The organism is Variovorax sp. DAIF25 (genome assembly GCF_050711835.1).
Classification (GTDB): domain Bacteria; phylum Pseudomonadota; class Gammaproteobacteria; order Burkholderiales; family Burkholderiaceae_C; genus Variovorax.
In genome coordinates this window covers 568,114-591,104 of sequence record NZ_CP136637.1, presented here as the reverse complement: position 1 = coordinate 591,104, position 22,991 = coordinate 568,114, and the positions used below count along the sequence as shown (strand labels likewise).

23 protein-coding genes are annotated in these 22,991 nt (G+C 69.9%); 14 read left to right on the top strand and 9 right to left on the bottom strand.

Annotated elements, in window-relative coordinates:
* Window positions 1–6 precede the first annotated feature (6 nt).
* Window positions 7–960 carry a LysR family transcriptional regulator gene (locus R0232_RS36800; protein ID WP_431514161.1) on the bottom strand — a complete coding sequence of 318 codons (954 nt, stop codon included), beginning with the start codon at window positions 958–960 and terminating at the stop codon, window positions 7–9.
* Between the two features lie 146 nt (window positions 961–1,106).
* Between R0232_RS36800 and R0232_RS36795 the strand changes: the two genes are divergently transcribed.
* The 11 genes from R0232_RS36795 to R0232_RS36745 all read left to right on the top strand — a co-directional run bounded on the left by R0232_RS36795 (window position 1,107) and on the right by R0232_RS36745 (window position 12,485).
* The gene (locus R0232_RS36795; protein ID WP_431514643.1) at window positions 1,107–2,531 is read left to right on the top strand and encodes an aldehyde dehydrogenase family protein; all 1,425 of its coding nucleotides are present in this window, start codon (window positions 1,107–1,109) and stop codon (window positions 2,529–2,531) included.
* Between the two features lie 25 nt (window positions 2,532–2,556).
* Window positions 2,557–3,471: an NAD(P)-dependent oxidoreductase gene (locus tag R0232_RS36790; protein WP_203207146.1), complete on the top strand. Its 915-nt coding sequence runs from the start codon at window positions 2,557–2,559 to the stop codon at window positions 3,469–3,471.
* 107 nt (window positions 3,472–3,578) lie between these two features.
* A complete protein-coding gene (locus R0232_RS36785) occupies window positions 3,579–4,784 on the top strand; it encodes an ABC transporter substrate-binding protein (protein WP_431514160.1) in 1,206 nt (401 codons plus the stop codon).
* 81 nt (window positions 4,785–4,865) lie between these two features.
* Window positions 4,866–5,645, top strand: a complete 780-nt coding sequence (locus R0232_RS36780) for an ABC transporter ATP-binding protein (protein WP_431514159.1) — start codon at window positions 4,866–4,868, stop codon at window positions 5,643–5,645.
* Complete coding sequence (locus tag R0232_RS36775) at window positions 5,645–6,352, top strand: ABC transporter ATP-binding protein (RefSeq protein ID WP_431514158.1); 708 nt, start codon at window positions 5,645–5,647, stop codon at window positions 6,350–6,352. Before R0232_RS36780 ends, R0232_RS36775 begins: the two co-directional genes overlap by 1 nt.
* Before the next feature lie 4 nt (window positions 6,353–6,356).
* Window positions 6,357–7,244, top strand: a complete 888-nt coding sequence (locus R0232_RS36770; RefSeq protein WP_057595750.1) for a branched-chain amino acid ABC transporter permease — start codon at window positions 6,357–6,359, stop codon at window positions 7,242–7,244.
* A 10-nt stretch (window positions 7,245–7,254) separates the two neighbouring features.
* Window positions 7,255–8,232: a branched-chain amino acid ABC transporter permease gene (locus tag R0232_RS36765; RefSeq protein ID WP_431514157.1), complete on the top strand. Its 978-nt coding sequence runs from the start codon at window positions 7,255–7,257 to the stop codon at window positions 8,230–8,232.
* A 105-nt stretch (window positions 8,233–8,337) separates the two neighbouring features.
* Window positions 8,338–9,144, top strand: a complete 807-nt coding sequence (locus R0232_RS36760; protein WP_431514156.1) for an enoyl-CoA hydratase-related protein — start codon at window positions 8,338–8,340, stop codon at window positions 9,142–9,144.
* Between the two features lie 46 nt (window positions 9,145–9,190).
* Complete coding sequence (locus R0232_RS36755) at window positions 9,191–10,402, top strand: CaiB/BaiF CoA transferase family protein (protein ID WP_431514155.1); 1,212 nt, start codon at window positions 9,191–9,193, stop codon at window positions 10,400–10,402.
* 66 nt (window positions 10,403–10,468) lie between these two features.
* Window positions 10,469–11,404 carry a LysR substrate-binding domain-containing protein gene (locus tag R0232_RS36750; protein ID WP_431514154.1) on the top strand — a complete coding sequence of 312 codons (936 nt, stop codon included), beginning with the start codon at window positions 10,469–10,471 and terminating at the stop codon, window positions 11,402–11,404.
* A 109-nt stretch (window positions 11,405–11,513) separates the two neighbouring features.
* Entirely contained in the window at window positions 11,514–12,485 is a 972-nt protein-coding gene (locus R0232_RS36745; RefSeq protein WP_093349327.1) for a tripartite tricarboxylate transporter substrate binding protein, read from the top strand.
* A gap of 24 nt (window positions 12,486–12,509) precedes the next feature.
* Here R0232_RS36745 and R0232_RS36740 read toward each other — a convergent pair whose 3' ends face one another.
* From R0232_RS36740 to R0232_RS36730, 3 genes are all read right to left on the bottom strand, one after another.
* Complete coding sequence (locus R0232_RS36740; RefSeq protein ID WP_431514153.1) at window positions 12,510–12,914, bottom strand: hypothetical protein; 405 nt, start codon at window positions 12,912–12,914, stop codon at window positions 12,510–12,512.
* 40 nt (window positions 12,915–12,954) lie between these two features.
* Window positions 12,955–13,227 carry a hypothetical protein gene (locus R0232_RS36735; RefSeq protein WP_431514152.1) on the bottom strand — a complete coding sequence of 91 codons (273 nt, stop codon included), beginning with the start codon at window positions 13,225–13,227 and terminating at the stop codon, window positions 12,955–12,957.
* Window positions 13,228–13,338: 111 nt separating this feature from the next.
* Entirely contained in the window at window positions 13,339–14,271 is a 933-nt protein-coding gene (locus R0232_RS36730) for a LysR family transcriptional regulator (RefSeq protein ID WP_431514151.1), read from the bottom strand.
* A gap of 89 nt (window positions 14,272–14,360) precedes the next feature.
* Between R0232_RS36730 and R0232_RS36725 the strand changes: the two genes are divergently transcribed.
* Genes R0232_RS36725 through R0232_RS36715 form a run of 3 tightly spaced genes read left to right on the top strand, consistent with a single transcriptional unit; the run spans window position 14,361 to window position 17,205 of the window.
* Window positions 14,361–15,671 (top strand): MFS transporter, encoded by a 1,311-nt coding sequence (locus tag R0232_RS36725; protein ID WP_431514150.1) that lies wholly within the window; start codon window positions 14,361–14,363, stop codon window positions 15,669–15,671.
* Complete coding sequence (locus tag R0232_RS36720; protein WP_431514149.1) at window positions 15,668–16,573, top strand: polysaccharide deacetylase family protein; 906 nt, start codon at window positions 15,668–15,670, stop codon at window positions 16,571–16,573. The genes R0232_RS36725 and R0232_RS36720 overlap by 4 nt, the downstream gene beginning before the upstream one ends.
* A complete protein-coding gene (locus R0232_RS36715) occupies window positions 16,570–17,205 on the top strand; it encodes an aspartate/glutamate racemase family protein (RefSeq protein WP_431514148.1) in 636 nt (211 codons plus the stop codon). The genes R0232_RS36720 and R0232_RS36715 overlap by 4 nt, the downstream gene beginning before the upstream one ends.
* Before the next feature lie 16 nt (window positions 17,206–17,221).
* Here R0232_RS36715 and R0232_RS36710 read toward each other — a convergent pair whose 3' ends face one another.
* Genes R0232_RS36710 through R0232_RS36690 form a run of 5 tightly spaced genes read right to left on the bottom strand, consistent with a single transcriptional unit; the run spans window position 17,222 to window position 22,991 of the window.
* Window positions 17,222–18,331 (bottom strand): CaiB/BaiF CoA transferase family protein, encoded by a 1,110-nt coding sequence (locus R0232_RS36710; RefSeq protein WP_431514147.1) that lies wholly within the window; start codon window positions 18,329–18,331, stop codon window positions 17,222–17,224.
* The gene (locus R0232_RS36705; protein WP_431514146.1) at window positions 18,328–20,076 is read right to left on the bottom strand and encodes an FAD-dependent oxidoreductase; all 1,749 of its coding nucleotides are present in this window, start codon (window positions 20,074–20,076) and stop codon (window positions 18,328–18,330) included. The genes R0232_RS36710 and R0232_RS36705 overlap by 4 nt, the downstream gene beginning before the upstream one ends.
* A complete protein-coding gene (locus tag R0232_RS36700) occupies window positions 20,069–20,524 on the bottom strand; it encodes a Zn-ribbon domain-containing OB-fold protein (protein WP_431514145.1) in 456 nt (151 codons plus the stop codon). The genes R0232_RS36705 and R0232_RS36700 overlap by 8 nt, the downstream gene beginning before the upstream one ends.
* On the bottom strand, window positions 20,521–21,702 hold the full coding sequence (locus R0232_RS36695) for a thiolase C-terminal domain-containing protein (protein ID WP_431514144.1): 1,182 nt from the start codon (window positions 21,700–21,702) through the stop codon (window positions 20,521–20,523). The genes R0232_RS36700 and R0232_RS36695 overlap by 4 nt, the downstream gene beginning before the upstream one ends.
* The gene (locus R0232_RS36690) at window positions 21,699–22,991 is read right to left on the bottom strand and encodes a CaiB/BaiF CoA transferase family protein (RefSeq protein WP_431514143.1); all 1,293 of its coding nucleotides are present in this window, start codon (window positions 22,989–22,991) and stop codon (window positions 21,699–21,701) included. The genes R0232_RS36695 and R0232_RS36690 overlap by 4 nt, the downstream gene beginning before the upstream one ends.

Below are 22,991 nucleotides of genomic sequence, written 5' to 3'. Positions count from 1 at the left end.
GCGCGACTAGGTCCGTCCGTGCTCGCCCGATGAGCGAATCCATTTCGCCCCGGTCCACTCGCCGCTGTCGACCGCGGCCTCCATGCAGCGCTTGAGTTCGCCGACCACGCATTGCCCCGCGGTGGACGTGCGGCGCGTCGTGGGCAGCGCCAGGTAGATGCTGCGCGCGAACTCGGGCGCCGCGATCGGGGCCGCCGACAGCAGGCCGCGTTCGAGCTCGCCGCGGATCGCGACCGCCGGCAGCACCGAGAAGCCCACGCCCTGAACGACGAGGTCGCGCTGGACCGACAGCGCATTCGTCTCGGCCGCGATCCTGAACGGCACGTCGGCGACCGCGCACGCATGCTCCACGAGCCCGCGCAGGTTGTGCGGCCGGCTCGGTAGCACCAGCGGTGCCTGGCCCAGCGCGCGGACCTTCACGGGTTTCTTCAGCGAGAGGCCGTGCGCCGCTGGCGCGGTGAGGCACAGCACCTCCTTGAGCAAGGGCTCGAGACTCACGCTCGGCCGTTGCGGGGCGTCGTACAGCAGCGCCATGTCGAGCTCGCCCGTCTCGAGCCAGCGCGCGAGATGGTCCGTGTAGCCCACCGACAGCGACACCTGCACGCCGGGGTAGCGCTCCTTGAGCGCCAGCACCAGCGGCGCGGCCAGCAGCTCGCAGCTGCTCGGCAGCAATCCCACGTGGACGATGCCCGCGATCGACGGGCCCGAGGGCTGGATCTCCGACCTCGCGTTGTCCAGCTCGCGCAGCGCGCGCCGCGAGTACTCCACGAGCGTGCGGCCCGCATCGGTCAACACCATGCCGCCGCGGCTGCGCTCGAAGAGCAGCGCGCCGAGGTCGTCCTCCAGCAGCTTGAGTTGCCGCGAGATCGCGGGCTGCACCACATGAAGAAGCTCGGCGGCGCGCGTCACGCTGCCGGTGTCCGCGATCGCCAGAAAGGCCCGAATCTGCCGCGTATCCATCGCGTTTCCTGTCAGCAAAAAAAGTGATTTATCGATCAGAAATGGTAATTCGACGGCATGTGAAATGCAAATTTATGATCCACCCACTTCACACCGGCATCCGCATCCGCGAGTGGCCCGGCAGCCCAGGAGACAGGACCATGGACATTCAGAAGAACCTCATCGGCGGCGAATGGATCGCCGGCCAGGAATCGATCGCCAGCATCAACCCGTCGGACACCCACGACGTGGTGGGCCAGTTCGCGCTGGCCGACGCGGCCCAGGTCCGCCAGGCCGTGGCGGCCGCGCGCGCCGCCCAGCCGGCCTGGGCGGCAACGACCACGCAGGTCCGCAGCGACCTGCTGCAACGCACGGCGCACGAGCTCTTCGCGCGCCGCGAGCAGATCGGCGAACTGGTGTCGCGCGAAGCCGGAAAGACCCGCGCCGAAGGCATCGGCGAAGTCACGCGGGCCAGCCAGATCTTCGGCTTCTTCGCCGGCGAGGCCGTGCGCTACGGCGGCGAGAACCTCCCGTCGGTGCGGCCGAACATCGGCGTGCAGACCAGCCGCGAGCCGATCGGCGTGGTGGGCCTGATCACGCCGTGGAACTTCCCCATCGCCATCGCCGCATGGAAGATCGCGCCAGCGCTGGCCTTCGGCAACACGCTGCTGCTCAAGCCTTCCGAAGAGACGCCCGCGGTGGCGAGCGAACTCTTCCGCGTGCTGGAGCGCAACGGCCTGCCCGCGGGCGTCGCCAACCTGGTGAACGGCCATGGCGCGGTCGCGGGCGCGGCCATCGTCGACGGCGTCGACGCGCTGAGCTTCACGGGCAGCGTCGCCACCGGCCGCAAGCTGGCCCAGGCCGCGGTCGCGAAGATGGTGCGCGTGCAGCTCGAGATGGGCGGGAAGAACCCGCTCGTCGTGCTCGACGACGCCGACCTGCCGCAGGCGGTGGAGTGCGCGCTGAACGGTGCCTTCTTCTCGGCCGGCCAGCGCTGCACCGCGTCCAGCCGGCTGATCGTCACCGACGGCATCCACGACCGCTTCGTCGATGCCCTGCGTGCACGAATGCGCGAGGTGCAGGTGGGCCACGCCCTGACGGCCGGCACCGACATCGGCCCGGTGATCAACCAGCGCCAGCTCGACATGATCCAGCGCTACATCGCGGTGGGCAAGGACGAGGGTGCCCGGCTCGTCGAAGGCGGCAACGTGCTCGAGCGTTCGACACCAGGGTTCTTCATGGCGCCCACGCTGTTCGTCGACACCCGCAACGACATGCGCATCAACTGCGAGGAGGTGTTCGGCCCGTTCGCCACGGTGATCCGCGCCCGCGGCTACGAGGAAGCGCTCGCGCTGGCCAACGACACCGAATACGGCCTGTCGGCCGGGATCTGCACCCAGTCCCACAAGCACGCGACCCACTTCCGCCTGAACGTGAAGAGCGGGTTGGCCATGGTCAACCTGCCGACCGCGGGCCTCGACTACCACGTGCCCTTCGGCGGCACCAAGGGCTCGAGCTTCGGCCCACGCGAGCAGGGGAGCTACGCCGCCGATTTCTACACGCTGACCAAGACCGCCTACATCGGGCATTGATACCAGGAACCACCGGAGACATCGAATGGAAAAAATCGGCTTCATCGGGCTCGGGCGCATGGGCAAGTCCATGGCCCTGAACCTGCGAAAACAGGGCTACCCGCTGGTGGTCCACGACCTGAACGCCGCGGCGGTCAACGAGCTGGTCGATGCCGGCGCGGCGAGCGCGCAGAGCATCGCGCAGATCGCGCGCGAGTGTTCGATCGTCGCGACGATGCTGCCCAGCTCGACCGAAGTGGAGCAGGTGGCCCTGGGCGCGGAAGGCATCTTCGCCAACGCACGCAAGGGCAACATCCTGCTCGACATGAGCACCATCGACCCGCTGGCCACCGACCGGCTGGCCGTGGCGGCGCGCGCGGCCGGGCAGTCCGTGGTCGACGCGCCCGTGGGCCGCCTGGCCGAACACGCGGACCGCGGCGAATCGCTGTTCATGGTCGGCGCGACCGACGAGGACTTCGCCCGCGTGCGGCCGCTGCTCGATGTCATGGGCTCGACCGTCTACCACTGCGGCGACGTCGGAACGGGCGGCCGGACCAAGCTGGTCAACAACTACGTCGCGGTCACGCTGTGCCAGGTCAATGCCGAAGCGCTCGCGCTGTCGCAGCGTTTCGGGCTCGACATCACCCGCACCCTGCAGGTGCTCTACGGCACCTCGGCGACCAACGGGCAGTTGCGCCTGAACTTCCCGAACAAGGTGCTGGTGGGCGACACCACGCCGGGCTTCACGATCGACCTCGCGCACAAGGACATGGCGCTGGTGATGGGCGCGGCCCACGCGGCCAGGGTGCCGATGCCGGTGGCCGCCGCGGTCTTCGAATCGTTCAGCCTGGCGCGCGCGAGCGAATACGGAAAGATCGATTTCTCGGGCATCGCCGATGCGGTCTGCGACCTCGCGAGGATCGAGCGCGCACGGGTGCCCGCGGGCTGGAAGGCCGCCTGACGACGGCCAGCGCTTTCGAACGAAACGAGTCCGGCAAGAGGCTCGATCCCTAGCTTACCGATCAACATAAAGCGCAGTCGAAGCATCGGCTGCCAAGGAGACAAACAATGAGAATGCATGCCATCGCCCTGGCCGTCCTCGCGGGACTGCCCTGGATCCAGAACGCCAGCGCGCAAGCCGCGCCCGATCGCTTCAAGATCTGCTTCGTCACCGACATGTCAGGGCCGTACTCCGACTTCGACGGCGCCGGCGGCCTCGACGCGGTCCGCATGGCCATCGCGGATTTCGGCGGCAAGGTGCTGGGCCGGCCGATCGAGGTGTTGTCCGCCGATCACCAGAACAAGGCCGACATCGCGGCCAACAAGGCGCGCCAGTGGTGGGACCAGGACAAGGTCGAGCTGGTCATCGCGGGGTCCAACTCCTCGGCGTCGCTGGCGATCAGCAACATTTCGAAGGAAAAGAAGAAGGTCTTCATCTCCGCCGGCGCGGGCGCCGACAGCCTGACGGAAGAGGCCTGCCAGCCCTACCTCGTGCGCTACACCTACAGCACCTCGGCCCAGGCGCGCGGCACGGCGACGGCCATGGTGGAGCAGGGCGGCAAGAGCTGGTACTTCGTGACCGCGGACTATGCCTTCGGCTACTCGCTCGAGAAGGCCAGCATCGACGTGGTCCAGGCCAGCGGCGGCACCGTCAAGGGCAGCGTGCGCCATCCGCTGAACGCGAGCGACTTCTCGTCCTACCTGACGCAGGCGCAGGCATCGGGCGCGCAGGTGGTCGGCCTCGCCAACGGCGGCAGCGACCTCATCACCTCGATCAAGACGGCCAAGGAGTTCGGCATCAGCAGCAAGATGCGCCTCGCCGGCCTCATGGTGTTCATCACCGACGTTCACAGCCTGGGCCTCGACACCACCAGCGGCATGTACCTGACCGATGGCTGGTACTGGGACCTCAACGGCAAGTCGCGCGCCTTCGCGACCCGCTTCTACGAGAAGCACAAGAAGATGCCCACCACCTTCCAGGCCGGCGACTACTCGGCCACGCTGAGCTATCTCAAGGCGGTGGAAGCGGCGCAGAGCACCGACGCCGACAAGGTGATGGCCGCGCTCAAGTCGCTCAAGATCGACGACATGTTCGCGCAGGGCTACATCCGCGCGGATGGCGCGATGGTGCACGACATGTACCTGATGCAGGTCAAGAAGCGCAGCGAATCGAAGCAGCCGTGGGACTACTACAAGGTGGTCTCGAAGATCCCGGGCGAGCAGGCCTATGCGCCGACGAAGCCCGGTGCCTGCCACCTGATGCCGAAGAGCTGATCCGCGCCGAAGCCGTGCCGCCGCCGCGTTTCGCGCGGCGCGCGGCCGCACGGCTTTTTTCCTTGCCCCACTCTCTTTTCCATGTCGTATAGCACGGACATCATTCTCGAAACACGCCAGCTCACCAAGGAGTTCAAGGGCTTCACTGCTGTCAGCAAGGTCGATCTCTCGGTCGTGCGCGGTTCGATCCACGCGCTCATCGGCCCCAACGGCGCAGGCAAGACGACCTGCTTCAACCTGCTCACGAAGTTCCTCGAGCCCACCAGCGGTACGATCCTGTTCAACGGCCAGGACATCACGGGCGAGCGCCCCGCGCAGATCGCGCGGCGCGGCATCATCCGCTCGTTCCAGATCTCGGCCGTGTTCCCGCACCTCACGCTGCTGGAGAACGTGCGCCTGGGGCTGCAGCGCCGCCTGGGCACCTCGTACCACTTCTGGAAGAGCGAGAAGTCGCTCGAGCCCTTGAATGCGAGGGCGCGCGAGCTGCTCGCCGAGGTGGGCCTCGAAGAACTCGCCGAAGAGCAGACCGTGAACCTGCCCTATGGCCGCAAGCGCGCGCTCGAGATCGCGACCACGCTCGCGATGGAACCCGAGCTGATGCTGCTGGACGAGCCCACGCAGGGCATGGGCCACGAGGACGTGCACCGCGTGGCCGAGTTGATCAAGCGCGTGTCGGCGGGCCGCACCATCCTGATGGTCGAGCACAACATGAGCGTGGTCTCGACCATCGCCGACACCATCACCGTGCTGCAGCGTGGCGCCGTGCTTGCGGAAGGCCCCTACGCGGAAGTCTCGAAGAACCCGCAGGTCATGGAGGCCTACATGGGCACCACGGACGGCCAACTGCAGGGAGCCCACTGATGACCGCCGCACTCGAGATCAAGGGCCTGCAGGCCTGGTACGGCGAATCGCATGTGCTGCATGGCGTCGACATGGTGGTGCAGCCGGGCGAGGTCGTGACGCTGTTGGGCCGCAATGGCGCGGGCCGCACGACCACGCTGCGCGCGATCATGGGCCTGACGGGCGCGCGCAAGGGCAGCATCGAGGTCAATGGCCGGGAGACGATCGCGATGCCCACGCACCGCATCGCGCACCTGGGCATCGGCTATTGCCCCGAGGAGCGGGGCATCTTCGCGAGCCTGTCGTGCGAGGAGAACCTGATGCTGCCGCCCGAGCTCAAGGGCGCGGGGCAGGGCATGTCGGTCGACGAGATTTACGCGATGTTCCCGAACCTGGCGGAGCGCCGCCACAGCCAGGGCACGCGGCTGTCGGGTGGCGAGCAGCAGATGCTCGCGGTGGCCCGCATCCTGCGCACGGGCGCCAAGCTGTTGTTGCTCGACGAGATCTCCGAAGGCCTGGCGCCGGTGATCGTGCAGGCGCTCGCGCGAATGATCACGACCTTGCGTTCCAAGGGCTACACCATCGTGATGGTGGAGCAGAACTTCCGCTTCGCGGCGCCGCTGGCCGATCGCTTCTACGTGATGGAGCACGGCCGCATCGCCCTGAAGTTCGGCGCTGCCGAACTCGAAGCCAGGATGCCGGTGCTCAACGAATTGCTGGGAGTCTGAGGCGATGACGACTGTCTTTGGTTTTCCCGTGCAGGCCTTGCTGAGCCAACTGCTGCTGGGCCTGGTCAACGGGTCGTTCTACGCGATCCTGAGCCTCGGGCTCGCGGTGATCTTCGGGCTGCTCAACGTCATCAACTTCGCGCACGGCGCGCTGTTCATGGTGGGCGCGGTGTTCAGCTGGATGGCGATGAGCTACCTCGGCATCGGCTACTGGGCGATGCTCGCCGTGGCGCCGCTGGTCGTCGGCCTGCTCGGCGTGCTGATCGAGCGCCTGTTCCTGCGCTGGATCTACAAGCTCGACCACCTCTACGGCCTGCTGCTCACCCTGGGCCTCACGCTGCTGATCGAAGGCGCGTTCCGCTCGGTCTACGGTGTCTCGGGCCTGAGCTACGACACGCCCGCGGCATTGGCCAGCGCCAGCGACCTGGGCTTCATGGTGCTGCCCAACTACCGCGCCTGGGTGGTCGTGGCCTCGCTCGCCGTGTGCTTCGCCACCTGGTACGCGATCGAGAAGACGCGGCTGGGCGCCTACCTGCGCGCGGGCACCGAGAACCCGCGGCTGGTGGAAGCCTTCGGCGTCAACGTGCCGCTGATGATCACGCTGACCTATGCCTTCGGCTGCGGCCTGGCCGCCTTCGCCGGCGTGCTGGCCGCGCCGGTGATGCAGGTCTCGCCGCTGATGGGCCAGAACCTCATCATCGTGGTGTTCGCCGTCGTCGTGATCGGCGGCATGGGCTCGATCATGGGCGCCATCCTCACCGGCCTGGGCCTGGGCGTGATCGAGGGCCTCACCAAGGTGTTCTATCCGGAGGCCTCGTCCTCGGTCGTGTTCGTGATCATGGTCATCGTGCTGCTGGTGCGCCCGGCCGGCCTGTTCGGCAAAGAAAAGTGAGTCCGCGGTCATGAAGAAGCTCTCCCTCGTCCTCTATCCGCTGCTGCTCGCCGGGCTGCTGCTCGCGCCTTTCCTCGGCGCCTATCCGGTGTTCGTGATGAAGCTCCTGTGCTTCGCGCTGTTCGCGGCCGCCTTCAACCTGCTGCTGGGTTTCGCCGGCCTGCTGTCTTTCGGGCACGCGGCGTTCCTCGGCTGCTCGGCCTATGTCGCGGGCCAGGCCATGAAGGCCTGGGGCCTGACGCCCGAGCTCGGCCTGCTCGCGGGCACGCTCACCGGCGCCTTGCTCGGCTGGGTCTTCGGCGCACTGGCGATCCGCCGCCAGGGCATCTACTTCGCGATGATCACGCTGGCCTTGGCGCAGATGATGTTCTTCGTGGCGCTGCAGGCGAGGTTCACAGGCGGCGAGGACGGCCTGCAGGGCGTGCCGCGCGGCAAGCTGTTCGGCCTGCTCGACCTGAGCAACGACCTCACGATGTACTACGTCGCGCTCGCGGTATGCGTGCTGGCCTTCCTGCTGATCGTGCGCACCGTCCACTCGCCATTCGGCCAGGTGCTCAAGGGCATCAAGGAGAACGAGCCGCGCGCGCTCTCGCTGGGCTACGACGTCAGCCGCTTCAAGCTGCTGGCCTTCGTGATCTCGGCGGCGCTGTCGGGCCTCGCGGGTTCGCTCAAGACGCTGGTGCTGGGCTTCGCGACCTTGTCCGACGTGCACTGGACCGCGTCGGGCCAGGTCGTGCTGATGACGCTGGTGGGCGGACTCGGCACCCTGTCGGGCCCGCTGGTGGGATCGGCCGTGGTCGTGCTGCTGGAGAACAAGCTCGGCGAGTTCGGCAGCCTGCTCGCGCGCCTCACCACCATCGAGTGGTTCAACACGCTGGGCGAGTCGGTGACCATGGTCACGGGCCTGATCTTCGTGGTGTGCGTGCTGGCCTTCCGCAAGGGGATCATGGGCGAGGTGGTGGCGTTCATGGAACGGCGCCGCCCGTAGCCGGCCCGAGCGCGCGCCCAGCGACGATGCCATCAGAAAAACCTATGGTGGTATCAATACGTTGTAGTTTTCGGCACCGCGTGCGGATCCTAGGATCCGTGCCACATGAATGAAGAACAAGGCCTTCGCGCCCCTGGCCGCATCGGGCTGTCGCAATCGGGCTTCATCGCCACGGTCACCATCGAGAACCCCGGCCGGCGCAACGCGCTGACGGTGGCGATGTGGGAGGCGCTGCAGGTGGTGTTCGCCGACCTGGGGCAAAGCGACACGCTGCGCTGCGTGGTGCTGCGCGGTGCGGCGGGCAACTTCGCGGCCGGCGCCGACATCTCGGAGTTCGAGCAGGTGCGCGCCACGCGCGAGCAGGTGACGGCATTCCACGAGCAGTGCGTGTCCGGTGCCCTGCGCGCCATCCACGACCTGCCCGTGCCGGTGATCGCGCTGATCGAGGGCGCCTGCGCGGGTGGCGGCCTGGAGATCGCCTCGGTCTGCGACCTGCGCATCGCGGGCCGCGGCGCCCGCCTCGGCATCCCGATCCGGCTGCTGGGCTTTCCGCTCGCGCTCGGCGAGATGGAGTGGCTCTACCGGCTCGCCGGTCCCGCGCTCACGGCCGAGCTGCTGTTCGAGGGCCGCATGCTCGATGCGCAGACCGCGTGGGCCAAGGGCCTGCTGACCGACGTGGTGGACGATGCGGATGTCGAGCGGCGCGTCCAGGCGGCCGCGGACGCCATCGCGCAGAGTGCGCCGCTGGCGGTTCGCGCGCTCAAGCGGCAGCTGCGCCGCCTGATGGAAGACCCGAGTCCCGTGACGCGGGAAGAACGCCTGGCGAGCTACGCGTTCGCGGACACGCTGGACTACCGCACGGGGCTGCGCGCCTTTCGCGAGAAGACCCGTCCCGAATTCATCGGCCGCTAGCAACCCTGGCCGGCACCGTGCCGATCGCCTCTCAAGAAAGCTGCTCATGACCCAAGCGCTGCCCCTCGCGGGCCTCCGCGTGCTCGACCTCTCGCGGGCGCTGTCCGGCCCGTTCTGCTCGATGATCCTCGGCGACTTCGGCGCCGAGGTCGTGAAGATCGAGCCGGCGCCGCACGGCGACATGGTGCGCCAGTGGGGACCCTTCGCCGAGGACACCAGCGTCTACTACCTCTCGGGCAACCGCAACAAGAAGAGCGTGGCGCTGGACTTTCGCCACCCCGAGGGCCTGGCGATCGTGCGCGAGATGGCAGCGAAGGCCGACATCCTGGTGGAGAACTTCCGCGCCGGCGTGATGGCGCAGATGGGCATGGGCCAGGCCGAGCTCATGGCGCTGAACCCCGGGCTGATCCACGGCAGCATCACCGGCTTCGGCAGCGACGGCCCCAAGGGCCACTGGCCGGGCTTCGACCAGATCGCGCAGGGCTTCTCGGGCTTCATGAGCTTCACGGGCACGCCCGAGTCCGGCCCGCAGCGCGTGGGCGTGGCGATCGGCGATCTCACCTCCGGCATGTGGACCGCCATGGGCATCCTGGCGGCGGTGATCCAGCGCCAGGCCAGCGGCCAGGGCCAGAAGGTCGAGACCTCGCTGCTCGCGAGCCTGGTCGGCTTGCTCAGCGTGCAGGGGCAGCGCTACCTGTCGCTCGGCGAGGTGCCGGCGCCGGTGGGCAACGTGCATCCGGTGATCGCGCCGTACGGCGTGTTCGAGGCGCAGGACGGGCCGCTGAACATCGGCGGCGCCACGCAGGAGCAATGGGTGAAGATCGCCCGCCTGCTCGGCCTGGAGGCGCTGCTGTCGGATCCGCGTTTCGTCAACAACGCGGCGCGCATGCAGCACCGCATCGCGCTCAAGGAACTGCTCGAGGAACGCCTGCGCACGCAGCCGCGCGCGGCCTGGACCGCGCAGATGGTCGCGCTGGGCATTCCGGCGGGGCCGATCAACGACATCGCCGACGTGTTCGCCGATCCGCAGGTGCAGCACTGCGGGCTGGTCGAGGAGTTCACCCATCCCGTCATCGGGCCCATGCGGCAGGTCGGCAACCCGGTGCGCATCGACGGCTTGCGCGACGGCAGCGTGCGCCTGCCGCCACCGCTGCTCGGGGAACACACGGTCGAAGTGCTGCGGGATTTCGGCTATGGTCGCGAGCGGATCGACGCCTGGCTCGCCGACGGTGTCGTGAGCCAGTACGGGCTCGGCTGAGTTCGGCCCCCTCCTTACCACCATCGGCCTGCCCTCGCGCCCGGGCGGCCATCACCCCTTCTCGCCATGGAAATACGCCAGCTGCGCTACTTCGTCGCGATCGTCGACAGCGGCTCGCTCTCGCGCGCGGCGGCGCTGGTCCACATCGTCCAGCCCGCGCTGAGCCAGCAGATGACCCAGCTCGAGGAAGAGTTCGGCACCCAGCTGCTGCAGCGCAGCGTCAAGGGCGTCACGCCGACCGATGCGGGACAGGCGCTGTACCGCCATGCGCAGCAGATCCTCAAGCTCGCGGGCGACACGAAGAACGTGGTGAAGGCGTCGGATGCGGGCCTGAGCGGACGCGTGCGGCTCGGGCTGCCGTCGAGCATCGCGATGGTGCTGGTCGGGCCGCTGATCGCCGCGCTCGAGGAGCGCCATCCGCAGATCGTGCTCGAGGTCTACGAGAGCCCCAGCACCTTCCTCGCGGCGCACCTGATCAACGAGCGCGTCGAGCTCAGCGTGCTGGTCGACGACGTGGCGCTGCCCGGCATCGAGGCGGTGCCGCTGGTGGACGAGCCGCTGTACTTCGTGCAGCCGCGCCGCAAGCCGCTGGTGCGCGCGGGCCGCAGCATCGACCTGCCGACGGTGGCCAGCGTGCCGCTGATGCTCACGACGCAGGTCACCACGCTGCGCGACCTGGTCGACCGCGCTTTCGCCGAGGCGGGCGTGACGCCGCAGATCAAGGCCGAGGCGAGCTCGATCCACACCGTGCTGGCGATGGTCGCGCAGGGCGGCGCGGGCACCGTGATCCCGCATTCGGCGCTGGCCTGGCATGCCGCCGCGCAGTTGCTGCGCCAGACCCCGATCGAGCCGCAGATCGTGCGCCGCGCGACGCTCGCGCATTCGCGCCTGAACCGGTTGCAGCCCGCCGCCGCCTGCGTGCACGCACTGATCGTGAGCGTGGTGCGCGAGCTGGTGCGCTCCCGCCGCTGGGACGGGGCGCGGCTGGTGGCCGGCAGCTGAGCGCGTGCGTGCGGCGCCATCGGTCGGCGCTATACCGGTAGCAGGATTTCGTAGTGTTCAGTTCGGGAGGCCGTCCCTACAGTCGACTGCACGAATCGACGGAGACACCATGAACATCCTCAGGGCCACACGGCTCGTATCCTGGGCGCTGATCGCCATGCCCCTGCTGGCGGGCGCGCAGCCCGACTATCCCGCGCGCCAACCCGTGCGCCTGATCGTGACCTTCGCGCCGGGTGGCGGCTCCGACACCATCGCGCGCTCGCTCAACGCCAAGATGAGCGAGAAGCTCGGCCAGACGGTCATCGTGGAGAACAAGCCCGGCGCCGGCGGATCGATCGCCACCGACTACGTCGCGAAGGCCGCGCCCGATGGCTACACGGTGCTGTTCACCGTCTCCTCGCACAGCATCAACCAGGCCCTGTACCCCTCGCTGCCCTTCAACACCGAGCGCGACCTGCGCGGTGTCACGCTGATCGGTGCGCTGCCGCAGGTGCTCGCGGTCCATCCATCGGTGCCGGCCAGCAATCTCAAGGAGTGGATCGCGCTGGGCCAGCGCGATCCGCGGTACCGCCAGTACGCGACCGGTGGCATCGGCTCGCCGGGCCACTTCGCGGGCGGCCTGCTGCAGTCGATGGCCAAGCTCTCGCTGCAGCACATTCCCTACCGCGGCGCGGGACCCGCGATCGCGGACGTGGTGGGCAACCAGGTGCCCGCGGTGTTCGGCACCCTGAGCGGCGCGCTGCCGCACATCCGCAGCGGCAAGCTCAAGGCGATCGCCGTGACCTCGAAGGAGCGCTCGCCGCTGCTGCCCGAGGTGCAGACCATCGCGGAATCGGTGCCCGGCTACGAATCCGACACCTGGATCGGCACCTTCGTGCCGCACGGCACGCCGCAGGCCGTGGTGGACAAGCTGCACCAGGCCACGCTCGCGGCCCTGGCCGACAACGAGGTCAAGGCACGCATGGAAACCCAGGCCGGGCGCGTGATCGGCGGTTCGCCCGAGGCGCTCGACAAGCTGGTCTCGCAGGAGATCGTGCAGTTCACGCGCGTGGTGCGCGAGCAGGGGATCAAGCCCGAGTAGGCGCTCGATCGGGCGAGCTTGCGGTTACCGCGTTGCGCCTTTCCCGGGGCATGGGTAGAGCTCGCGCATGTGCAGCCGGAACGCCTGCTCCATCGGCATCGTCCGCTGTTCGGGCGGCAGCCGCAGCAGGAAGGGGATCAGCGTGTCGGTGGTGATCTTCGCGGACTTGCCGGGGCAGCTGTCGATCGTGGTGCCCGCGGCCCTGGCCTTGAGCACGTCGGTGCGGTAGTTGTCGCCGATGTTCGCCAGCCCGCGGATCGCCGCCACGTAGTCGGCGTTCTGCTCGGCGCGCTCGGGACCGACCTCGCCGAGCACCTGCGTGCCGCGCAGGAAGTCCTCCACCGTCAGCGATGTGCTGTGGTCGGGCCCGATGGACGGCGGGAGATCGCGCGAAGGCGTCTGCGCCAGCACTGCCGGGCAGGCGAACATCGCGAGCAGAAGGGCGGCCCCGGCAAGGCGCCGCACAAGTTCAGAGACTGTTGGCTTCACCACCGGGCAGGTTGTAGGTATCGGAGCCGGGGAATGCCGCGGAAGGCTTGGGGATCGCGCGCCTGTGGATGGCCGCGAAGCTCAGGCAGCAGGCGGCGCCGACGATGGGGATGAGCCATACCAGGGCCAGCTGCCATGCGCGCTGCGGCCCCGAGTAGAAATCGCTGCGCAGCACCACGACCGTTGCGGCCAGGTCGCCCGCGAGGACCGCGATGGCGATGGCTGCGAGGACGTAGGGGAGGGGGTCGTGCAATGGGTGTGCTCCGGGGAGGGGTCGAACGAATGTAGCGACGGGGTCGCGCGGGCGTCAACGGCCTGGAACAGATTGACACAGCGGAAACGTCTTTCGCTCCTCGATGCGGCTTCAATGCGCGGCGGCTTCGGCCGCCTCGTCCGGCAGGCTCCCCTTCGATTTCACGAACGCCTGCATGTGCTTCAGGAAGGCGTTCGCCGCCGGCGTCAGCTCCGCGTCGCTGCGCGAATAGACGCCCATGTTCCGCTTGACCGTCGGCCGCACCAGCATGCGCGTCTGCACGCCGGTGCGGCGCGAGAGCTGGCGCACGTTGACCGGCAGCGCGGCCACGCCCATGCCCGCGGCCACCATGCTGATCAGCGTGGAGGAGAAGGTCGCGACATGCGCGGGCACCGGCCGCAGGCCGACGGAATCGAAGGCCGCGTCGGCCAGTGCGCGCGACGGGCTCTGGTCGGACAGGCTGATCAGCGGATGCTTGGCCAGCTCGCGCCAGGTGACGGCGCCGCGCTCCGCGAGCGGATGGCCATCGGGCACCAGCGCCACCAGATGGTCCTGGTAGAGCGTGACCTCCGTCAGCCCCGGCTCGCCTTCGACCAGCGTGCCGACGCCGAGGTCGACCTCGCCGCGGCGCACCTGGTCGCGGATGGTCTCCTCGAAGCCGTCCTTGAGGATGCACTGGATACCCGGATGGCGCTGCTGGAACGACTGGATCACCCAGGGCAGCAGCGTGGCGGCGATCACGATGGAGGCGGCCACCGTGACCCGGCCGCGCTTGACCTCGGCCAGCGCGCGCGATCCGGCGACCGCGGCCTCGAGGTCCTCGAGCGCCTTGCGCGCCAGTGGCAGGAACTCGGCGCCCGCCTCGGTCAGCTGGACCACGCGCGTGCTGCGGTAGAACAGCCGCAGGCCGATCTGCTCCTCGAGTTCCTTGACCAGCGTGGACAACGCGGAGGGCGACAGATGCATGTGCTCGGCCGCGCGCGCGAAGGCGCCGACCTCGGCCACCGCGAGGAAGGCGCGGATCTGGCGCAGCGTAATGTTCATCTTTGGCGAATAATCGTTCGGATCATTCTGATTGTCCAAGCATTGAGCCGGTGCTGCAATGGCGCCGTCCATCGATCAGGAGCATCCCCATGACGACATCCGCCACGGCGAACACGGCCCCGCGCGCCGAAGACCGGCCCGCATCCTCGACCAGTCCGCGGCGTGTCGCCGCCGCGAGCCTGGTCGGCACCACGCTGGAGTTCTACGACCACTTCGTATTCGGCACGGCGGCGGCGCTGGTGTTTCCGAAGCTGTTCTTCCCGCAGACCGATCCCTTCGTCGCGACCATCCTGTCGCTGCTGTCGTACGGCATCGCCTTCGTCGCGCGACCGGTGGGCGCCGCGATCTTCGGCTCGCTGGGCGACAAGCTCGGGCGGCGCTTCGTGCTGGTCTCGACCTTGCTGGTCATGGGCCTGTCGACCTTCCTGATCGGGCTGCTGCCGACCTACGAGCACGTCGGGCTGCTCGCGCCGCTGCTGCTGGCGGTGCTGCGCTTCGCCCAAGGGCTCGCGCTCGGCGGCGAGTGGGGCGGGGCGGCGCTGATGGTCAACGAGTTCGATGCCAGCGGGCGCCGCCGCGGCTTCTACGGCAGCCTGGTGCAGGTCGCGAGCCCGATCGGCGTGCTGATCGCCAATGCGATGTTCGGCTTCATGAACACGGTCACCACCGACGCGCAGTTCATGGACTGGGGCTGGCGCGTGCCCTTCCTCGCGAGCATCCTGCTCGTGGGCATCGGCTATTTCATCCGCCGCACGATCGAGGAATCCCCGGTCTTCAAGAGCCTCGAGAAGAGCGACCACAAGGCCGAGGCGCCGCTGGCCGAGACGCTGCGCAAGCACTGGCGCCAGGTGCTGCTGGCGATCGGGGTGCGGGCCGGCGAGGGCGTCATCTGGTATGTGTTCTCGCTGCTGCTGTTGATCTACGTGCCGAACCGGCTCGGCCTGCCGCGGCAGGTGGCCTTGAACGCCGTGCTGTGGGGCGCGGCGGTCGGCGTGGCCGCGATCCCGCTGTTCGGCGCGCTGTCCGACCGCTTCGGCCGCAAGCCCATGCTGCTGCTCGGCGTGGCCGCCTCGATCGTCTGGTCGTTCGCGTACTTTCCGCTGCTGGAGACGCGCAATCCCTCGCTGGTGGTGCTCGCCTCGGTGATCGGCATGGTCTGCCAAGCCTCGCTGTGGGCACCGCTCGCGGCCTTCATCCCCGACATGTTCGAGTCCAGGGTGCGGTGCACGGGTGCATCGCTGGGCTTCCAGCTCGCGGGCGTCTTCGGCGGCGCGCTCGCTCCCAGCATCTGCGTCTGGCTGCTCGACCGTTTCGACAGCCCGCTGTCGATCTCGATCTACTGCACCCTCGGCCTGCTGCTGATCGGGGTCTGCGTGGCGAAGGCGAAGGTGCAGCGATGAGCGAGGCGGTGCGCGACTTCATCGGCTACGGCCGCGCGCGTCCGGACTTCGAATGGCCGGGTGGGCGACGCGTCGCGCTCAGCGTGGTCGTCAACTACGAGGAGGGCGCGGAGAACTGCGTGCTCGAGGGCGATACCTTCTCGGAGGTGCTCAACAGCGACGTGTCGGGCGCGACGGCGCGCGCCGGACGACGCAACCTGGTGGTGGAGTCGCACTACGAGTACGGCAGCCGCGCCGGCCACTGGCGCATCCTCGACCTGCTCGCCGAATGCCGGGTGCCGGCCACCTACTTCGCGGTGTCGGGCGCGCTCGAGAAGCATCCCGAGGCCGCGCGATCGATCGTCGAGGCCGGGCACGAGGTGGTCTCGCACGGCGCGCGATGGATCGACTACGACGAGGTGCCCGAGGCGACCGAGCGCGCGCACATGGTTCGTTCGCTCGACGTGCTCGAACGCCTGTGCGGCGAGCGCCCGGTCGGCTGGTACACCGGCCGCGTCAGCCCGCACACGCGTGCGCTCGCCGTCGAGCAGGGACTGCAGTACGACTCGGATGCCTACAACGACGACCTGCCGTACTGGACGCGGGTCGGCGACACGCCGCATCTGGTGCTGCCCTACAGCTTCGACTGCAACGACATGCGCTTCGCCTCGGCGCCGGGCTTCGACACGCCCGACGACTTCACCGACCACCTGCGGCGCACGCTCGCCTGCCTGCGGCGCGAAGGTCGCCGGCAGGCGTCGATGATGTCGATCGGCCTGCACCTGCGCCTGGCCGGGCGGCCCGGGCGCGCGGAGGCGCTGCGCGAGTTCCTGCTCGCGGCCTCCGAATTCCCCGATGTCTGGTTCTGCCGTCGGCGCGACATCGCGCAGTTCTGGCGCCACCGCTTTCCGGCCACGCCATGACGGCGAAGACGCTGTTCCTCAATCCGAACTCGAGCCGCGAGATCACGGCCACGCTGCGGCGCCACATCGCGCGTGGCGGCTGGCCGTCCGGATGCTGGGCCGCCGCCGAGGTCGAGGCGGCGCCACGGATCATCGGTTCCGCCGCCGACAACGCGCGGGCCGAGGCGGCGCTGGCGTGCGCGCTGCCGGGCCTGAGCGAGGGCTTCGACCGGGTGGTGGCGATGTCGTCGGTCGACACGGGCTACGAGACCGTGCGCGAGCGCTTCGGCGACGCGGCCCATGGCTTCACGCGCAGCGTGCTGGCGCTGCACCGGAAGCGCGGGCACCGGCTGGATATCGTGACCTTCGACCGCGGCATGACGGCGCTCTACGAGGCCGCTTTCGAGGCGACCGGCCATGCGGGCGTGATCGACGGCTGGCAGGTGATCGATCTCGCGCCGGCCATCATCGCCGCGCAGCCCGAGATCGCGCTGGATGCGCTGCGCGAGCGCTGCGAGGGCTTCGGCGGACGGCAGCCGGTCTTCGTCGTTGGCGTGGTCGGTATCGGGCTCGCCGCAGGGCTGCGCGATGCCGGCATGCGGCAGGTGATCGATCCGGTGGCGGATCTGCTCGACTGGCTCGGCGAGGGCTGAAGCGCCGACGGCCCGTTCAGTTCCAGCGCGCGAGAACCCGCGCAGCCGGCGTCGCCTCGCGCGCCGCCGGCCCCTGGACCCGCGACGGCGTGCGCGAGAAACGCGGCGCCGGTGCCGGCTGCCGCACGCCTTCCACATCGACGAAGGCCTCGCGCGCACTTTGGTGCGGATGCGCGGGCGCCTCGCTCAGCGCGAGCACGGGCGCGACGCAGGCATCGCTGCCGTCGAACAGCGCGGTCCATTCGTCGCGGCCGCGGGTGCGGAACAGCCGCTCGAACTCGGCGCGCAGCGCGGGCCAGCGCGCGCGGTCGTGCTGCGCATCGCGCAGCGCGGGGTCGACACCCAGGCGCTCGCACAGCTCGGCGAAGAACTGCGGCTCGATCGGCCCGATGCAGACATGGCGGCCGTCGCCGGTGGCGTAGCTGCCGTAGTAGGGCGCGCCGCCGTCGAGCGCGTTGGTGCCGCGTTCCTCGTGGAAGGTGCCACGCATCGCGCTGGTGGCGAACAGGCTCATCAGCGAGTTCACGCCGTCGACGATGGCCGCGTCGACCACCTGGCCCTGACCCGAGCGCCGGCTTTCGAGCAGCGCGGCCAGGAGGCCGACGACGAGGTAGAGACTGCCGCCGCCATAGTCGCCCACGAGGTTCAGGGGCGGCACCGGCGCGCCGCCGGCCGGGCCGATGGCATGCAGCGCGCCGGTCAGCGCGATGTAGTTGATGTCGTGGCCCGCGGCCTGCGCGAGCGGGCCGTGCTGGCCCCAGCCCGTCATGCGGCCGTAGATCAGCCGCGGATTGCGCCGCAGCGCCTCGTCGGGGCCCAGGCCCAGGCGCTCCATCACGCCGGGCCGGAAGCCCTCGACCAGCACGTCGGTGCGCGCCAGCAGGCCCAGCACCTCCTCGCGCGAGGCGGGGTCCTTGAGGTCGGCCAGCACCACGGTGCGGCCGCGGCCCGTGATGTCGCTGCGGTCGCCAAGTCGGCGCGCGGGGCGGTCGATGGTGATCACGTCGGCGCCCATGTCCGACAGCAGCATGCAGGCGAAGGGCGCGGGCCCGAGGCCGGCGAATTCGACCACGCGCAGGCCGGCGAGCGGGCCGCTGGCCTCGTGGGGAGTGAAGGTGGGATTCATCGTGGGGAGGAAGGTGTGTGGGGGTTCTGTCGTGCCGCATGCCGCGCGATGCGCCAGCCGAACACGATCGCGGGCCCGAGCGTGATGCCCGGGCCCGGATAGGCGCCGCGCATGATCGAGGCCATGTCGTTGCCGCAGGCGTAGAGGCCCGCGATGGATTGCCCGTCCGTGTCGAGCACGGCGCCGTCGGCATCGGTGGCCAGGCCCGCGCTCGATGCCGCTTCGCCGGGCCAGACCGCCAGCGCGCAGAACGGCGCTTGCGCGATCGGGCCGAGACAGGGGTTCGGCGCATGCGCCGCATCGCCGTTGAAGCGGCCGAGCTCGGTGCTGCCCTTGCCGAAGTCCGGGTCCTCGCCGGCTTCGGCATGGCGGTTGTGGCGCGCGATGGTGGCTGCCAGCGTGCGCGCATCGATGCCCAGCCGTGTGGCCAGTGCGTCGATGCCGGGGGCAAGCACGAGATAGCCCGACGCCTCGTGCCGCCGCAGCGCGCTCGCGCGCGTGCCGGGCGGGACCGTGCCGAGGCCGTAGGCGCGCACGAAGGCCGCGTCGCAGACCAGCCAGGCCGGCGGTGTCGATGCGCCGGGGCGCATGCGCGCGAGCAGGGCCTCGACGAAGTGGTGGTACGAGGCGCTCTCGTCGACGAAGCGGCGCCCGTCGGCATCGACCGCGATCAGCCCGGGCTTGGCGCGGTCGAGGTACAGGTGCGGAAAGAGCCCGGGTTCGCCACCGGCGCGCGGTGCCAGCGAAACCGGCTGCCAGAAGAAGTCGCCCCGATGGCGTTCGAGCCGCGCGCCGGCCCGCAGCGCGGCATCGAGGCCCTCGCCGCGGTTGCCTTCGAAGGACTGCGGCCGCAACGTGCGCGGCGACATGCCGACTGGCGCGAGCTGGGCCCGCAACGCCGCATGATGGCCGACACCGCCGGTGGCGAGCACCACGCCGAGGCGGCTCGCGATGCGCCGCGTCGATCCCTCGTGGTCGAACACGCCACCCGTGACGCGGCCCGCCGAGATATCGAGTTGCCGCAGCCGCATGCCGAAGCGCACCGGCACGCCGGCCTGGCGCAGGCTGAAGTACAGCCGCGCGACGAGCGCATTGCCCAGCACCAGGCGCGTGCCGCGCGCATGCGTGAGCCGGTCGCGCGCATGGCGCAGCACCAGCCGCGCGGCATGGCGGAAGTTCGCGACGCTGCGCCAGCGGTAGGCCAGGGCCTGCACGTCGGCCTTGTTGGCCATCATGCCGCCGAGCACCATGAACTCGGGCATCGGCGCGCGGATGCGTTCGAAGTCGCGGCCCAGCCGCCGGCCGTCGAAGGGCAGCGGCGAGAGCGCGCGTCCCGCCACGGCTGCGCCGGGTAGCGCGAGGTAGTCGGGATGGCGGCCGGCCGAGGCGAAGCGCAGTTCCGAATGCGCCTCGAGGAAGGCGATCGCCTCGGGGGCGCTCGCGAGGTAGGCGGCGCGCAGCCCGCGCGGATCGTCCTCGCCGAGGATCGCGTCGAGATAACGCGCGGCCTCGGCGGCCGAGTCTGCGAAGCCCGCGGCAGCGCCCTGCGCATTGCCGGGCACCCACAGCGTGCCGGCCGAGGTGGCGGTGGTGCCGCCGACCTGTTCACCGGCTTCGCACAGCACCACGTCGAGGCCCATCAGCGCGCCCGCGAGCGCGGCGCTCATGCCGCCCGCGCCGGCGCCGATCACGAGCAGGTCGCAGGTGTCGGCCTCCTGATCGCCGGTGCGCGCGGGCTCAGGCACGCCGCCACTGCAGCAGCGTGTACGGCGGCTGCGCATCCGGATGGTGTTCGAACACGCCCTCGACCTCGGCGCCGATCTCCATCGCCTGCATCGGATCGCCGAGCAGGTTGCCGACCATGCGCACGTTGCCGGCCCCGGGCAGTTCGACCAGCACCACGAGGTAGGCGCCATGGTCCTTGAGCGCCGCATGCGCCGGATGCCACACGCGCTCCCAGCTGTAGATGCAGCCGCGCGGCGCGACTTCGACCCAGGCGGGATCGAAGGCATGGCAGCGGTGGCAGATCCACTCGGGGCCGAACTGCCAGGTGCCGCAGTGCGCGCAGCGCTGCACGCGCAGCACGCCCTCGCGCAGGCCTTGCCAATAGGGTTCGGACAATCCATCGGGCTCCGACACGGGGATCGGCAGGCCCGCGGGCAGGTAGCGTTTCTCGTCGTTCGTGTCGTTCACAGCACGTTCTCCGATGCCAGCAGCAGGTCGCTCGCGGGCGTGACCATCGGGCCGCCGATCACCAGCGCCACATCGCTGCGCGCCGCCTGGCTGGTCGAGCTGCCGCGCACCTGGCGCACCGCCTCGAGCACCAGCTCGAAGCCGTGCATGTAGCACTCGGCGAGGTTGCCGCCGCTGGTGTTGAGCGGCAGCCGGCCCGTGGGGGCGACGAGGTTCTCGAGCGTGAGGAAGTCGTTGGCCTCGCCGGGCTGGAAGAAGCCGTGCTCGGCCAGCGCCATCGCCACGCCGCCGGTGAAGTTCTCGTAGCTCTGCACCACGCCCACGTCGGCCGGCGCGATGCCGGCCATGGCGTAGAGATCGGGCGCCACGGTGTCGAAGCCCGCGCTCGCGTAGCGCGGCGCGTTGTGCGGATGGGCGCCGGCGCGAAAGCCCGAACCCGAGGCCGCGCCGAGCAGGTAGGCGGGCTTGTGCGCGAAGTCCTTCGCGCGCTCGGCCGCCACCAGCACGATCGCGGCCGCACCGTCGTTCTCCATGCAGCAGTCGTACAGGTGGAAGGGCTCGGCGATCCAGCGCGAGGCGTCGTACTTCGCGGCGTCGAGCGGCTTGCCGTGCATCACGGCGCGTGGATTGGCCTGCGCATGGTGGTAGGAGGCGAGCGCGATGGCGCGCAGCGCCTCCTGCCGCACGCCGTGCTCGTGCATGAAGCGGCGCACGCGCATCGCGAAGCGTTGCGGCGGAGAGAGCACGCCGTGCGGCATGAGGTAGGCCTTCTCGCCGGAGATGGTGTCGATGCCGCCGACCTGGCCGAAGCGCCCGTGCTGGCCCTGCGCGAGCGCGCGGAACACGACCACGCAGTCGGCCAGCCCGGCCGCGATGGCGGCCGCGCCGTTGGCCACGGCCGCCGCGCAGCCGCCACCACCGCCGCCCCACTGCATGGTGGCCGAGCGCAGGCGATGGATGCCCAGCGCGGCCGCCAGCCGCGAGGCCTCGCTGCGGTCGTCGCTGTACGAGGCGAAGCCGTCGATCTCGCGCGGGTCCAGGCCCGCATCGGCACAGGCGGCGAGGATGGCCTTGAGCGCGAGCTTGAACTCCGCGTCGGGCGACTGGCCGTGGCGGTAGTAGGCGGTCTCGCCGATGCCGACCACGGCGACCCGGCCGCGCAGCGTGCGCGTGGTCATGCGGGGGTGCCGGCGGGTTCGTGCCGCTCGGCGGGCGGGCCGAAGGCGCCGGCGCGCGCGAGCGCCGCGAAGCGTTCTTCGTCGTAGCCCAGCGCCTCGCGTAGCACCTCCTGCGTGTGCTGGCCGACGGTGGGCGCGGCCACGGGGTCGGCGATCGGCGTGCGCGAATAGCGGATCGGCAGCGCCATGTTCGGCACCCAACCCACCTGCGGATGCGGGATGCGCGTCACCAGCCGGCGCTCGCGCGCCTCGGGCGAGCGGATGGCCTCGCCGACCGAGCGCACCTGGCCGCAGGGCACGCCGGCCGCGCGCATGCGCGACTGCCAGTGCGACCAGGGCTGCTTCGCGAAGGCCTCGCCGAGCAGCGCGAACAGCACCTCGCGCCGCTGCGAGCGCTCGCGGCCGCTGGCATAGGCCGGGTCGGCGGCCACGTCGGGCCGTTCGAGCACCTGCGTCATCAGGCGCTGGAAGATCTTGTTGTTGCCGCAGTTGATGTAGAACGAGCCGTCCTGGGCCTCGAACACGCCCGAGGGGCAGGTGTCGGGGCTGGTGTTGCCGTGGCGCTGCGGCTCGGCGCCGCTGAACACGTGCTGCAGCGTCGCATAGCCGGTCATCAGCACCGCGTTGTCGAACAGCGCCACCTCCACCGCCTGCCCGCGGCCCGTGCGCTCGCGCGCCACCAGCGCGCCGAGGATCGCGTTGGCCGCCATCATCGCGGTGCTGATGTCCATCACCGGCGACAGCGCGCGCACGCCCTGTCGGTCGGCATAGCCGTTCATCGAGACGAAGCCGCTCTCGGCCTGCGCGATCGGGTCGAAGCCCAGGCGGTCGGCGAAGGCGCCCTCGCGACCGTAGGCCGACACCGAGCAGTAGACGAGCTCGGGGTTGGCCTTGCGGCAGCTCTCGTAGTCGAGCCCGAAGCGTTCCATCACGCCGGTGGAGAAGTTCTCGACCACGACGTCGGCGCTCGCGACCAGGGCGCGCGCCACCTCGAGGCCCTCGGGCGTCTTCAGGTCCAGCGCCACGCTGCGCTTGTTGCGGTTCGACCAGAGGAAGGGCGCGCCCTGCGCGAGCTCGGGATGCACCGGCGGGTACTGGCGGAAGTCGTCGCCGCGCCCGGGCGCCTCGATCTTGATCACGTCGGCGCCCATGTCGGCCAGGATCATGGTGGCGAAGGGGCCGGCGATGAAGTGGGTGAAGTCCACCACCTTGATGCCGGCCAGCGCCTGCGGCGCGCCCGCGGGGCGCGGCTGGTGCTCGGGGAAATCGGATTCCAGTTTTTCAAGCAT

What these genes read in the sequence shown, in the direction of transcription:
- R0232_RS36765 (WP_431514157.1), top strand. Translation starts at nt 7,255, where the DNA reads ATGAAGAAGCTCTCCCTCGTCCTCTATCCGCTGCTGCTCGCCGGGCTG.
- R0232_RS36745 (WP_093349327.1), top strand. Translation starts at nt 11,514, where the DNA reads ATGAACATCCTCAGGGCCACACGGCTCGTATCCTGGGCGCTGATCGCC.
- R0232_RS36800 (WP_431514161.1), bottom strand. Translation starts at nt 960, where the DNA reads ATGGATACGCGGCAGATTCGGGCCTTTCTGGCGATCGCGGACACCGGC.
- R0232_RS36770 (WP_057595750.1), top strand. Translation starts at nt 6,357, where the DNA reads ATGACGACTGTCTTTGGTTTTCCCGTGCAGGCCTTGCTGAGCCAACTG.
- R0232_RS36695 (WP_431514144.1), bottom strand. Translation starts at nt 21,702, where the DNA reads ATGACCACGCGCACGCTGCGCGGCCGGGTCGCCGTGGTCGGCATCGGC.
- R0232_RS36730 (WP_431514151.1), bottom strand. Translation starts at nt 14,271, where the DNA reads ATGAACATTACGCTGCGCCAGATCCGCGCCTTCCTCGCGGTGGCCGAG.
- R0232_RS36760 (WP_431514156.1), top strand. Translation starts at nt 8,338, where the DNA reads ATGAATGAAGAACAAGGCCTTCGCGCCCCTGGCCGCATCGGGCTGTCG.
- R0232_RS36785 (WP_431514160.1), top strand. Translation starts at nt 3,579, where the DNA reads ATGAGAATGCATGCCATCGCCCTGGCCGTCCTCGCGGGACTGCCCTGG.
- R0232_RS36750 (WP_431514154.1), top strand. Translation starts at nt 10,469, where the DNA reads ATGGAAATACGCCAGCTGCGCTACTTCGTCGCGATCGTCGACAGCGGC.
- R0232_RS36715 (WP_431514148.1), top strand. Translation starts at nt 16,570, where the DNA reads ATGACGGCGAAGACGCTGTTCCTCAATCCGAACTCGAGCCGCGAGATC.
- R0232_RS36720 (WP_431514149.1), top strand. Translation starts at nt 15,668, where the DNA reads ATGAGCGAGGCGGTGCGCGACTTCATCGGCTACGGCCGCGCGCGTCCG.
- R0232_RS36790 (WP_203207146.1), top strand. Translation starts at nt 2,557, where the DNA reads ATGGAAAAAATCGGCTTCATCGGGCTCGGGCGCATGGGCAAGTCCATG.
- R0232_RS36690 (WP_431514143.1), bottom strand. Translation starts at nt 22,991, where the DNA reads ATGCTTGAAAAACTGGAATCCGATTTCCCCGAGCACCAGCCGCGCCCC.
- R0232_RS36725 (WP_431514150.1), top strand. Translation starts at nt 14,361, where the DNA reads ATGACGACATCCGCCACGGCGAACACGGCCCCGCGCGCCGAAGACCGG.
- R0232_RS36710 (WP_431514147.1), bottom strand. Translation starts at nt 18,331, where the DNA reads ATGAATCCCACCTTCACTCCCCACGAGGCCAGCGGCCCGCTCGCCGGC.
- R0232_RS36755 (WP_431514155.1), top strand. Translation starts at nt 9,191, where the DNA reads ATGACCCAAGCGCTGCCCCTCGCGGGCCTCCGCGTGCTCGACCTCTCG.
- R0232_RS36740 (WP_431514153.1), bottom strand. Translation starts at nt 12,914, where the DNA reads ATGTTCGCCTGCCCGGCAGTGCTGGCGCAGACGCCTTCGCGCGATCTC.
- R0232_RS36775 (WP_431514158.1), top strand. Translation starts at nt 5,645, where the DNA reads ATGACCGCCGCACTCGAGATCAAGGGCCTGCAGGCCTGGTACGGCGAA.
- R0232_RS36780 (WP_431514159.1), top strand. Translation starts at nt 4,866, where the DNA reads ATGTCGTATAGCACGGACATCATTCTCGAAACACGCCAGCTCACCAAG.